Genomic DNA, 13012 nt, shown 5'->3' on the forward strand with positions numbered 1-13012 from the left:
TAAGTTTTTCTTTTTATGCATTAATAAAGTTCACTTTGCGTCGATTACTGAATGGACGTACCGCAAAGTGCAGCCAGATGGCACCGTAGCGGTTCTTCTCAATCAGTAGCTCGTCGAAGTCCTGATGGCTCTCATCCGCATAATCCAGCAGTATATTTGCATAGCGTATTAATTGCTCTGTGCCCAACACCCGGATATCAACGGCGCACCCCGTAAGGTGGTTACTGCCAGCTACTCCGCCAACCTTTTTATTTAACTGCGGACTGCGATACCCCGAGTTTATATGGATGGGCTCCTCGCCTACTCCATATTTCTCATTATACCGCTTCCTTAACTCTTCCAGCCAAACACACAATCGCTTCATATTTGCAATCGCCTCATGACTTGGGATATTATACACTTCAGGATACTTGCTCCTGGTGAACTCCCCGAGCACAAAATGCTCGGAGAGGTTTGCTTTACTATTTAACTGTACTATTTCCATATTTACATTTTCTCATTTTTAATTTTTACATTTTTCCTTGTATTTATCGCTCTTTTTGTAACTGTAATCTGTAATCTGTAATACATACTTTCTGAATACCCACTGATGTATCATTCTGGCACACTTGCGCTTATCAGTTTGCAGACCTTGTTTAGCACGTGCCTGCATTGCATCATTAAGCGTAAACTCATCGGGCAGCAAATCTAACAGATTCTTAGGACCGGGCTGCTCTCTATATTCACCTTCATGGTTTGCCTTTTCAATATCAGCACCGAAGAACTGCATTTTGCACCATAGATCGTACTGCAGGCTCCAACGGACAAAATCTTCAATCGTCTTTTCCCATTGGCAGCCGTTGGCTACGTACAGCACACAAGCCTTTAACCAGGCTATTACGATGGCACGATGCGACAGGTTCCAATACGTTTCGTCCTGCGACAATCGGGCAAATTCTGCACACTCCTCCTGTAGCTTTTTAGCCAGTTTGAATGCCTGCGGACAATCCACCACACCATGAGCCGACACAAGGTTGTCGATATACGTTTTCAGTTCAGCATCAAATGCCTCGTCGTATTTGCCGTAGATGGGCTGCTCAGCACCAATCTCCATCTCTGGGATGGTACAGAAGTTGATACGGCTGATAGGACCATCGGTGAGAACACGACTGAAAAAACGACGACCTTTTTGGATGGTAGTACAGGCGTTCCAGTTGAACCTACACTTTGGTCTTGCTGTTACACTCTGGGTACCGATACGTGTTTGTCCGAACTCAGCACCTGGATCGAAAGCCAAGCACATCAGTTGGAAATGCTGCTTGCCAGTCTGACCTTTCAATTGTTCAAACAAATCAATCTCGTTCAGCTTTACATACACAAAGTGGCCCTCGGCTTCGTCCATACGGGTAACCAATGCAGGCTTAGTCATATCGGGATCAATCTCTTGTATCACCAGTCCTTCGGGGCGTACCTGCTTATCCTTATTAGCACCCTTCTTTTGACAGTCCTTTTTCCACTCAGCCTCACGTCGGGTATTCTCGGCATCGCGGGCTTTGATATCGGCCATAATATGACGGATAGGCTCATCTATACAGCCTTTACCTGCGCCCGTATGCGCCATCAGACAGTTCATCAGCGTGGCCTCATGCTTCACGTAATCCGTGTACTCAAATTCCACCTCTTTCAGATGTGTGCCAAGCGATGGAAACACCGCATGCGCCACCGCAGCTTTGTATTGGTTGGGGGTATTCTTGGTAAGTAGTTTAATCAGTTTCGGTAGCTTTGCTGGCATCTCAGGAGGAATAGGAGCAGAACGATCACTCACTTCTGCTTCTTTATCATCCCCCAGTCTCCTACTCTTCGTAAATATCGCCTCCTCGTCCTTATTCAGTTTTCGTTCAGGATTGTAATACTTGGCATAAAAATCACTCAGGCATTTCTGTACATTCTCATCAGCCCAATGTTCAGGCATCAGTTCAGCCAATGCCCCGTTTGCCTCCTCCTTACTTAGCAACTGGTTACAGCCACTCAGGAATATCTTCACCGCATTATGCCTACCGCCAATATCCGTAAAGTCCGACTTCTCCAGCCCCTTAGCCTTCAAAACCGCCTCCATCACAAACCTCACCCTCTCATCGACTGGTGTGACTGGGGACTGGTCCCTGTCGCAGGATGTGACTGGGCCCTGTCCCTTGTCACGCCCCATCGCGCGGTCATCCGTTGCTAAATCATCTTCCCACGGCTTATAGTGCTTCCTCGCCTTTTTAGCCCCAGCCGGCACCTGCTCTTCACCTTTGCGCTCACGGTCTTTCAATCGGGCATATTCCGCCTCGCACTCCTCAACCGTCATGGGTTCATCAAACAGCTCGTCATCAAGATAAAGTAAATCTTTTTCATTACCACTTGTTGAGTAAACCACCCTTTGCAAATCATGCACATTGGTGTCCATCTCAATCTGCAGAATAGTAGCAATACGCACTTGATTCTCGAGAATAGTAGTACCAGGCTGGCGTTTACAAACCAAATGATATCCTCCACTCGCACTCTTCTCCAGCATCATCAGGCCTATCTCATCCTTCTTAGCCAGTACCTGCTGCGCCATTGCTGCACTCTGTTCGGCATCGTAGCAATCCACATCGTGGAAAAAGTAGCTGCCGATACTCTTGCAACCAGCCAAAGCCGAGCTTTTCAGTACACCGATATTGTAGGCGAACTGCACCAACTGGGCCTTAGCTTTCTCGTCGCCTTTGCGCGCTTTAGCTAAGTTCTCCAGATTCTCTTTGGTGTTTCTGAGCGCCAAGAAATCTTCACGATTCTTTACCAGATAAGCAAACTTCTTACCCTTATTTACTATGCGGTAAATCATTTACTAAATCCTTTCTTTTGCAGGTGTTTAATGATTGGGCAAATACCCTTTCGCAGGATGGTGGGCAACTGGGCGCGCAGTTCGTTAGGAACCACAAAAGTTACACGATCATTACCATCTGCACCAAACGACAAACTGGCGTAACCACCTTTAAATTCAGGTTTATGGCGCAATCGCTTGGTACGAGTAAACTCAAACGATCCATTGCTAAGCAACCGGCCTAAGCCTCGCCCGCAAAATGCGTCTGTTTGTCCTATACTCGGATTATCTGGCAAAAACTGCACATAATCCATTTCCAAATCACTCTTTGTAACGGCCATCATGCCGTTAACAGTTACGGTCTTGTTTAATTTGTTATTTGTTTTCATTTTGTTTTTGAGTTTTTAAAGCGAGAAGAAGTTTCGGATTCTTTGGCCATTTACTCGAGAATATCCTCCTCAGCTTCAACTCAAATAACTAGTAATAATATGAAATAAGGAATGTTTTAATCTTTCCAGTACTTTCTTCCAAGCCACTCTTCAAGATAGCCTACGCGGATACTCCATTCACCTTTATTTGTGATGTCGATCTTATACTTCTTAAGAATCTCATTGAACTTGTTGAGTACGGTGCGACGCCACTTAATGAAGTTCTCGTCGTTTTTCTCTTCATTAGGATTAATCGGCGTCTGGTTATATGCCTTAACGCACTCTCGGGCACATTTCACATAGTCCTCGTTAAACTGGTGACCTATAAAGCCATACAGCATGTCAATCATATACGCCTCTTCGCATTCCAAAACTCCAAGCACTCTATTACCTTTCTGGTAGTGATTCCATGCTTTGGTAAGCCCTTTATACAGCTCGCCCAGATAAGTCAAGCAGTCTTCTACACTTGAATCCCGACTAATAGTAACGGTTGGCACACACTGGGCAAGATGGTCCTGCATAGGTAGCCAGTCGTAGTCTATAGCCTTGTCCACTTGATTGTTTTTTACAGCCTCCAGCATCATACATGTGCTGCGGAGGTTCATCTCCATTGCTTTAATTGCTTCACTTAAATACATAACTTTTTTAATCTTTAATGTTTAATCTTTTGGATTTCGTTCGCAATCACGTCCATGTACACCTGTCCGTTGTGTTCGTGGGTTCTGAAGCTCATGCTACAGGCAACCAGCTCGCCCTCAGTCCACTCGATGGTGGCCAAACTGCCCAGGGCTGTTACCACAAAGCTGTCCTCATACTTGCCACCCAACATCTGCAGTACCAGTGTACGCTTGTCAAGTACGCCATTCTCACTTTTCTCACTCTGTACGGTAGTCATCACACCGCACTTTTTCACTCTTAAAATCATTGTGTTCATAATTCTTTTACTTTTTAATTGTTACATTATTTCATTGTTACATTTTTAAATTTCCAAATAGATTGAATCAAAATTTGAAACTCTTACGAATTCCTCTCGTATCTCTTCGATACTTTTGCGGGTAATACGGTATCCCATATCCACCGCCTGTTGCTCTTCAGCTCTCACATCAGCCAGGTATCTCAGATACTCTATCCGTTTCACCCGGCCTTCTGATCTAATTTTAATTTTTACTTTTTCCATTTTAATACTTTAATTTTTATCAGACGACTATCATCTGATTTCCGACGGCAAAAGTAGAGTTCTATTATTCTATTCAAAAATCTTTTTCAATAGAGTTTTCAATAGAACAGCCCCCAATGCCCGCAAACGTCTTTGTTTACAGGCAAGAAAAAATTAAAAAAAAATTCTACTAACATTCCTATAGAATGCCAGTAGAACTTTTTAATAGAATTTTAGGCTTAATTCAGTCTTTCACATGGTTACAAATCCAATCAGCAATGGGCCCTTTCTTCCCCATTCCCATATAGATGGCAAAATTCTTACTTTCTTTTTTATCATCGCCCACAATAGCCGATGCAATACCCAAATCGCTGCCTTGTATTACGCCAGCCTTTTTCAGGCTACCCACCACAGCAGCCTTCAGCTGTGGTCGTTTGTTGGTTTTCTGCCACTCTTCGGCTATCACATGCCCTATCTCCGATTTCATCAGACAGCTCACCAGCTCATCACGCCACGTGGCAGTATATTTCTCCTTATCAACCGAAACTGCATCAAACCAATCCTGCTGCAGCATCCTAGTGATGGTATTATAAGGTGCAAATAAAATAGTATCTTCCAACTGTCCTGTTTCTGTAGGTTGTAGCACATTTATCAGTTCTGGGTTCAGTCGAGCCATCTCCTTGTGTATCAGATACAGCTTCATGTCGAGTTCAAAGATGGCTTGCAGCTGCGTATCGCTAAAGTCGTAGTAATGGTTCTGGATGTATTTCCCGTATTTCTTGTAGTCGATAATAAGTATGGTGTCGTTCCAATGTATAAACTGCCGCCACTGGGCACATGACACACAAAAATCGTCACTCATCACAAAATCATAAGGCAGAAATCCTTTCAGATAGTCCATTTGCACCTCGTTTAGTTCTTTCTGCGACGGCACAGGCGCAAATCTCATGATACCTTTTGTTAGCGATTCGGCTACCACTTTGGCCTGCAGTTCTCTCAGTTTGTCGATGGTTACACACAGGTTCTCGTACCGCCATTTCTCAAATCTCTTCGATATCGCATCGCCACTGTAGTTCTGCTTTTTGGCAAAATAGAATTTCTCAAACATGGCAGAATCGCAATGCATCAACGCTTTCTCAGCCTCAGCCAATAGCGTTTTCAGTTCTTCGATGCAGCATTTCAGACTCTCGTAAAAGCTTTCCACTTCCATGTCGCTGCAGATTCTTTCGCACCACAGCCAGAACAATTCTTTGCGATGCAACCCCGACGAGATGCTGAAAGCCTCCATGCACTTACCACGTTTCAGGTCTTCGATATACCCCGGTAGTAACTTCACGGCATCCTTCAGTTGTCGCATAAAGAACCGAGCAACAAAGGCTCTAATTCTACTGTTTTCAATAGATACCACACAATATTGGCTGGCTATTTCCCTGGCAAGGTTGATGTAAATTTTTAAGCTTGGCAGGTAATCAAGGGGCGCTCCGCAGCCAGCAGCCGAAGCTGCCCCAAGTTGAGCTCTTTCTAGCTCATTGTTAATTGTATCCATACTTATAGTTTTTATATAACAACGTTTATTAGTTAATTATTCGGCTGCAAATATAATACTTCTCCAGTAATCAAAAGCAAAAATATTAATCTTTTTTATTCGCGAGCACCACTAAATTTTTAGTGTATTTCCTTGGTTTTTCCAATAGATTCACTATATTACAACAGTTACCTGCTGCGAGTCGCAGCACCCCACCAAAATCCGCCCACATTTTGTAAATAAAACATAGAAAATCCACCAAACAAAAATATTTTCAGCCAAATCCCAAATTGCAATCTCCGACCTTACAAAATCGACCTAAAGACAAACTAATCAGCAAATCATTGACATCAAGCGATCATTTTATGTTAAATATGTATAACAATAACAATATTGTTACTATTTTGTTTGTATGTTAGCAACAAAATCGTTACTTTTGCTAGTGTTGGAGGGCTTTTAGATGGTTTAAAACAATGAATAATATGAAGGTTGAAGCAATTGTGGAAAGAACAGACAATGGTTATTACTCCATTGCATGCGATGCCCAGATTGGAAACTTCTGTTTGGGTGGGTATGGAAACAGTGTTGACGAAGCCAAAGCCGACATGGCAGCTATCGTGAAGGAAGCTCAGGAAGAATACGTGAAAGAACACGGCAGTCTTCCCAAGAATCTTCAGGAAATCAAGATTGAGTACAAATACGATCTACAGTCCTTTTTCAATTACTTCGAATGGATTAACATCAGCAAATTTGCCAAGTTTGCAGGTATCAACGAAAGTAAAATGCGCCAATACAAGATAGGTGCTGCCTATGCAGGCGAAAAGACCAAAGAAAAAATCTTGGTAGCCATCCAAAAAATGAGCGCAGATCTAGCTGCCGTTTCATTATAGAATCAAAATAATGTGGTCGCAATTTGCGACCACATTTATTTTGAAACATCTACAACATTCATATAAAGAGTAATCATGAATCTTTTTTTCTTTGTGACCTAGCCTTCCTTATCTTTCTCAACTTTCTAGAATCTTCATGCGCCACATACACAACATAAGCAAAAAGAATCAGGATAACCGCAACAATAAGAAGCGACCACCATTTGAATACATAAATAATAACATATATTGCAAGCAAGACAAGAATTACCCTGCCTATTGTAGTGTTAAACAGCAACCATAAATAAGGAAAAGCACCCATAATTATTCTATTTTTGTTTACCAACATTATGCCACAAGAATGATAGCTGCTAGAGCACAAAGATTAACAGCTGTATCCTTGTTATTCCAGAAACCATCCGTTAGCTTATGCTCTATAATGTAGTCTCGCAACTTCAGACGCCATTCTTTGTTTTGCAGCAATATCCACAGAGCCTCATCAAAATAGGCATAATCTACACTTTCTTTCAACCATGCCTTTGATGGAGTACGCCCTTTACAGAGTCGTTCACCCTGATAGTTCAAATGCCAGAACCCATCAGATTCCAAATGCCAGAATGGTTTTTCAATACCAGTTAGATTGTCAAACTGAGATTCCTTAGCATATTTCGACATCAACATTTTATATCGTCCTTCGAGCCAATCGTTTATTGCAAACTGATTATTCCGGAACACATTAGCCTCAACACCATCAATAATTGCCAGCAACAGGACAGGCTTAGCCACAATAATCTCACCATGAATCTTAGCCTGTCTAATACTCATTATCTGCTTTGTGTAATGCTTAAAGCATTGCTCATAGCTAAAAAAGCTTATAACCCTATTCATAACTTTACGCCTTTAGTTGGCGCAAAGTTACAAAAAAATAGGGAAAGTTATAACATATCTACGATATAATTAAATTTCTTCAGGTTCATCGTCATCAGACCCACCAGTCAAATCTTCTTTCTTATCAACAGCAAATGAGAGAAAAGTATCAAGAAGAGAAGAATTTCGAGAAAGCCAATTCGAATCTTCCTCTAGCTTTTCGTGAATATAATCAAACCCAAAATTTGCATACTCTTCCATTTTCTTCTTCAATTCAGCAACAGCCCGTTGGACAGTCAGTTCGCCTTTGTCCAAAGCTATAAAATCTATGTTCGTGCGAGCTAACAATGCGATAAACATATAATATCGAAGCTGGGGATAAGCCTTTCGCATCTTTCGATTCTCAATGTTTCCCCAATACATTATTGGTTGACCAAGTCCTTTTCGCTTAATCGGATCAGGATTTAACGGTTTTGGGTTGTCTGCATATAATCCAATGAAGAATGCAACGATGTACAACTCGTAGCCAGCTCCAAGAATTTTAGCTTTTGACTCAGTATACTCGTTATAGCCTTTGCCATAGTCACAATATTGACGTAATAACGGTTCGAATCTAACCTCGAAATCTGGGTTCTTTTTTGCCCATAGATCATATAAAGTCTCTGCCATAATTACTTAATTTTTGTAGTTCTTACTCTAATTGTAGAAAGATCGTTTTTGTTAAAGCCCACCCTATCCTTTTCTATTCTATAGATTGGACATGAAAGAGAGTACGCAGCAGATTTGATATTGCTTTTTTGGGTAGCCGCATCAAATTCTAACATATCTTTGGTTACAATAACACACTGTTTCTGGATTTTATTGATTATTTCGTAGAATTCTGTTTCCTTCATTTGTCCAAATGAAGATGTAGGCGCATCAAAGATCAGTGGATATTCAGTTTCTCTTTTCTCTGCAGTAACTTTAGCTATAGCAAAGAGGACCGCCATATACATCGTTGTCTTTTGCGACTCAGACGGACTGGTCACTATAGTACCATTTTCACTCCTGAGCACAACATCTATACTTTCAGTTTCCTGACTGCGCATCATTTCAATGATTCCATGGAAATCGTTACCACTTAGTTCTGCTAAATACTTGTTAGAGAGTGTTTTGAGGTGAGAAATAAAATTCTTACGATTGGTCTCGCGTGCAGAAACAAAAGCCTTATAGATATGATCAAAGATATTGTGTATACGCCCAAGTCTGGTTACTTCCTTGTTACCAGTATCCAAAGAAGACAACTCACTCTCAGTTTCTTCCTTCTCTTTACGTAGACCTTCAAGTATCACACGCAATTCTCCTAATCTTTGCTGGGCAGACTCATGCCTATTCATAAAATCGCGGACATCCTTAGCAGAACGATTAATATCTTCCTCCGAAATGCCATTCAGTTGTGATAATGTCCGAGACTTCTCGTCCTTAGCATCATCAAGCGCTTGTTGCCATTTCTGCATTTCCTTGGTACGGTCAGCAATAAATTCCAATTCCTGTTGAATCGTATCGGTGCGATTAGCGACAGAACGTTCTTTTGGACCGCCATAACTTATACTGAGGTGCTGTAATTCTTCAACATAATTGAATTTAAAAATATCCTCATCCTCAGTCTTCTGTTGTTTCTGTCTATTTTTTAACGCTTCTTGAAGTTTTTGAACCATAAATTCATATGCTTCTGAACCTTTGGGAGCTGGTCTTCCGCAAACTTTACAACATTCATCATCAATCATTTCCACCAAATATTCTTCATTTGGAACGAACCATGGAAGTTTTGTTTTACCTTCAGGAAGAGCCAAAGCAGCCAATTGCTGTTGTTTACCTTTTTCAATTAAATATTCGTCATGTTGTTTACGACGCTCTTTACTGAATAAAGAAACTTTTTTCTTGAATTCCTCAAAAATCTTTGGATAAGCACACAATATCCACTGATTATCTAATAGAGAAGTATTAAAGTCTACATTAGTATAGCTCCTCATTCTTCTGACTTTCTCCTCGTAGTCCTTTATTCTCTCATTGATAGAATCAAGCTTTTCTTTAATTTCACGATTGTCAACCATTTTATCGAGTTTACCCTTATAGACTCGAGAGTTCTCTTCTTGATCTTTAATTTGCCGACGTGTATCTGAGATTTCACTCTCAATTCTATTAAGTACATGTTCTAAACGCTGAGCCTCCTGTGCCGTTTTCTTATCTTTCTTCAACTCGTTTGAATGAGCCTTACTTGCTTGTTCTTTTAAACTAAGAGTTAGTTCAGCAAACTTGTCAAGTCGAGTTATATCTGAGAAGGTTCTTAGTAATCGCTTTAATGCTTCAGTATCTTCGTGGAAAATATCAAGTTGAGTTTCGCCTTTAAACATACTGTATCTACGAATCTCTGCATCAAAGCACGAATTAAGTATCTGTCGACCATCAATTTGCTCACGTTCGATACCATTGAAACGGTAACCATAGAATTCTCTTGACACAATTTCAACCGCGTTAGCATCGGTCTTTCTAAAGGAAAAAGCTTTCGTCAATTCCTTTTCGCCCTCATGATCAAATTTAATTGTAACACGAACTTCATCTTCATCGCCTACAATCATTTGAGACTTACGCATCTCCGATATATTGAAGATTTCATCCTTCTCACGTAATCCCGTTGTATCAAACAGCCATTCTAAGGCTTCGAAGAAAGTGGTTTTACCATCTCCATTGTCTCCGATAATTAATGTGAGTCCTGTTGGATTAAACTCAAATCGATTCTCATTTCCATAGTAACTGCGAAAGTTACGTATTTCAAGTTCTTTTAAAATCATAACCGTCAGCTTAAATGATTACACACTTCTCTATAAATGTCCCTGTCAGACACATTAGATGATTGCCTTTCAATAATACGACCAACAGCACTTACAACTTCATTATCTGACTCTATTGCATCATCAACGGTCAGATAATCGTCTGGGTCATATTCGCCATACTTACAAAGTATAGGTTCTTTCAAAACTGCTTGAAGTAATTTGTCTTTTGCTCTATATTCCATAGACGTTAAAATATTGGTAAATTATAATATGTCAAAATATCTTCTAATTCTTTTACTGTATCACTGCTATTCTGTGAAAGATTAGCAAACTCACGAACCCTTTTCATCTCGTTGTTCAAAAGATTGCGTTCCATTTTGTAAGAAGACATAGCGTAATCAATCTTAGGCGCAACTACCAGATCATGGATAATCGCATACTTCTTATCTTCATGAGTACGCAATATTCGTCCTCTACGTTGGATAAACTGTCTTGGGTTTCCTGTACTAGCACAGAATATCGCCATCTCGCTACGAGGCACATCAACACCTTCGTCCAAACATTTCATTGATGTCAAGACATCTAATTGTCCTTTCGAAAATTTTTCGAGTATCCCGTCTCTATTAGCTGTTTCACTTGTGAACTGCATGACAGTTGTATGAGGGTCAACCTCTGCTACAATACGAGTATATTCATCAATAAGGTGCTGAGTTTCAACATCATCACTTATTGTGTCTTGACTATCGCTGTCATTATCAAAGTACTCCGCAGGCTCATTACCTTCAGGGACATAAATGAGAGAATATTTCAAAGAGCCATTAGTTTTTATTCTATCTTTCAATATGTCGTAAAATACAGTCTTCTTTCCAGATGCTTTATGAATAATACGTTTTCTCTTCAACAATAGCGACATAAGTATGTCATCTTTTTTAAATCGGTCACTATCAACTAAATAATACTTTGCCAACTTAACGGAAAGTTCATTGTATTCTTGCATCTCTTCAGAATTGAGATATACTACATGAGGATAATAATAGTATTGACACAGCTTACCTTCCTGTATAGCTTGCTGCATAGTATATTCAAAGGTATAATCTTCTTTTATACCAAAAAAATCGTTAATCGCATTATTTCCAGCATCATCAAACTGCCTTTGTGGTGTAGCAGATAAACCAATCCTTCTACCATAAGGTATGTATGGTAATCTTACTTTTATCTTACCCGCCCCAATATTGTGACACTCGTCTGCTATAAATAGAACCTTTTTTCTTGGGAGTTGCGTCAGAATTGTAAAAACATTATCTCGCGCAAATGAGGCATATGTAGAAATTATGATATAATTAAGTTTGTTATCATCATTAATTTTCTCTTGCAAAATGATGTTGTCAAGTGATTTCTTCCAAGAAACATTTTTTGAGTAAACCTTTATTATGCTATCGAAGTGAAACTTTTTACATTCGACAGCCCATTGGTCAACAAGAACGGTAGTTGGTACAAGTATTATTGCTTTATAACAACCAGCTTTTCCTTTATATATATTAAGAAGACAATTCAAAGAAGTTATTGTCTTACCAGTACCAGTAGCCATTGCAAATAGACCTTTCTGCTTATTTGCAACCCATTTTTCAAAGGCTTTATTTTGGTATTCATGTGGACCTGTGACATAGGGGAACGCAGGCAAATCCTGATCTTCCTCACTATGATTATATTTCTCCTTAATTAAGGAAATAACGTTGTTAACTTTTTCCCGGGTACGTTTTAATGCATACGCAACATTGTTATTGATGGGATATTCTTTCTTTTCTTTTCGAATTATTTCTTCTTCCTCTTCGAGAAGCTCTTCTATCTCTTTCTTTCTGAAGCAATTTTGTATATTACTCCTAATTTTGGATGCATCAACATATACGTAATTAGGATTCTGCTCAGCAAAAGCGGTTTGAAATAATTCTTTATTGTGCCGAACCCTATTCTCTGCAACACTACCATCCCAATCACAGTCTATAGATATACTTTCAATATTTTCAATAAGTGCATTCCGAGAGAAATTACATGATCCATTAAAGCAAATGGAATTGTAGGCATCGCTAAACACTCCTTGCTTAGGATGTGATATGCCAACACTGTCTCGAGGACGGATGATTTTAATTTCCAATCTATTTTCCTGTATTAGAAAAGACAGGCAATCATAAAAATGCCGATTTCTCTTTGAAAGTGTATTTTTAATTTTCTCCAAATTGTCTATATCAAAGAAATCAAGAACACTTCCTTCTTTTCCTTTAGCTATAAAATCCTTATCTGCTTGCGTAAGTACATCATTGATGATAAGACGCATTTTCCCTCCATGATATAAGAACAAAGCAAAACCATCAGCCAAAACTTCTATGGCAGAAGAGGAGAAAAAGCCTAACATCAAATCAAACGATGTAGCATTGCACAGACATTCTGAAAAGAAACCTACCGGTTCCCACTCTGTTCTGGAATCAAATTGCCTGTGACTTGGCCATATTACATCATTCTTCAGCATTGGCGA

At 39.9% G+C, this 13012-nt stretch carries 13 protein-coding genes; 1 reads left to right on the plus strand and 12 read right to left on the minus strand.

What is annotated here, in order from left to right; translation table 11 throughout:
• Nucleotides 1-13: 13 nt before the first annotated feature.
• The 7 genes from PRU_RS05415 to PRU_RS05445 all read right to left on the minus strand — a co-directional run bounded on the left by PRU_RS05415 (nt 14) and on the right by PRU_RS05445 (nt 5765).
• On the minus strand, nt 14-364 hold the full coding sequence (locus tag PRU_RS05415) for a D-Ala-D-Ala carboxypeptidase family metallohydrolase (protein WP_373314218.1): 351 nt from the start codon (nt 362-364) through the stop codon (nt 14-16).
• A gap of 138 nt (nt 365-502) precedes the next feature.
• A complete protein-coding gene (locus PRU_RS15245) occupies nt 503-2845 on the minus strand; it encodes a hypothetical protein (RefSeq protein WP_013064291.1) in 2343 nt (780 codons plus the stop codon).
• A complete protein-coding gene (locus tag PRU_RS15570) occupies nt 2842-3213 on the minus strand; it encodes a hypothetical protein (protein WP_013064986.1) in 372 nt (123 codons plus the stop codon). Before PRU_RS15570 ends, PRU_RS15245 begins: the two co-directional genes overlap by 4 nt.
• Nucleotides 3214-3329: 116 nt before the next feature.
• Nucleotides 3330-3890 carry a hypothetical protein gene (locus PRU_RS05430; RefSeq protein WP_224083024.1) on the minus strand — a complete coding sequence of 187 codons (561 nt, stop codon included), beginning with the start codon at nt 3888-3890 and terminating at the stop codon, nt 3330-3332.
• A gap of 14 nt (nt 3891-3904) precedes the next feature.
• Nucleotides 3905-4186, minus strand: a complete 282-nt coding sequence (locus PRU_RS05435; RefSeq protein WP_013063205.1) for a DUF3127 domain-containing protein — start codon at nt 4184-4186, stop codon at nt 3905-3907.
• Nucleotides 4187-4231: 45 nt separating this feature from the next.
• Nucleotides 4232-4429, minus strand: a complete 198-nt coding sequence (locus tag PRU_RS05440; RefSeq protein ID WP_041385761.1) for a hypothetical protein — start codon at nt 4427-4429, stop codon at nt 4232-4234.
• A gap of 223 nt (nt 4430-4652) precedes the next feature.
• The gene (locus PRU_RS05445) at nt 4653-5765 is read right to left on the minus strand and encodes a hypothetical protein (protein ID WP_041385763.1); all 1113 of its coding nucleotides are present in this window, start codon (nt 5763-5765) and stop codon (nt 4653-4655) included.
• A 641-nt stretch (nt 5766-6406) separates the two neighbouring features.
• Between PRU_RS05445 and PRU_RS05450 the strand changes: the two genes are divergently transcribed.
• Nucleotides 6407-6823, plus strand: coding sequence for a pilus assembly protein HicB (locus PRU_RS05450; RefSeq protein ID WP_228376358.1), 417 nt, complete (start codon nt 6407-6409; stop codon nt 6821-6823).
• Between the two features lie 327 nt (nt 6824-7150).
• Here PRU_RS05450 and PRU_RS05460 read toward each other — a convergent pair whose 3' ends face one another.
• The 5 genes from PRU_RS05460 to PRU_RS05480 form a co-directional block, all read right to left on the minus strand.
• Nucleotides 7151-7690: a hypothetical protein gene (locus PRU_RS05460; RefSeq protein WP_041385766.1), complete on the minus strand. Its 540-nt coding sequence runs from the start codon at nt 7688-7690 to the stop codon at nt 7151-7153.
• A gap of 69 nt (nt 7691-7759) precedes the next feature.
• Nucleotides 7760-8338, minus strand: a complete 579-nt coding sequence (locus PRU_RS05465) for a hypothetical protein (RefSeq protein ID WP_041385767.1) — start codon at nt 8336-8338, stop codon at nt 7760-7762.
• A 2-nt stretch (nt 8339-8340) separates the two neighbouring features.
• Nucleotides 8341-10500, minus strand: a complete 2160-nt coding sequence (locus PRU_RS05470) for an AAA family ATPase (RefSeq protein ID WP_013064822.1) — start codon at nt 10498-10500, stop codon at nt 8341-8343.
• Between the two features lie 5 nt (nt 10501-10505).
• A complete protein-coding gene (locus PRU_RS05475; protein WP_041385769.1) occupies nt 10506-10724 on the minus strand; it encodes a hypothetical protein in 219 nt (72 codons plus the stop codon).
• Between the two features lie 5 nt (nt 10725-10729).
• Nucleotides 10730-13006 carry a DEAD/DEAH box helicase family protein gene (locus PRU_RS05480; protein WP_013065747.1) on the minus strand — a complete coding sequence of 759 codons (2277 nt, stop codon included), beginning with the start codon at nt 13004-13006 and terminating at the stop codon, nt 10730-10732.
• Between the last annotated feature and the right edge of the window lie 6 nt (nt 13007-13012).

It is taken from the genome of Xylanibacter ruminicola 23 (assembly GCF_000025925.1).
In the GTDB taxonomy this organism is placed as follows: Bacteria; Bacteroidota; Bacteroidia; order Bacteroidales; family Bacteroidaceae; genus Prevotella; species Prevotella ruminicola.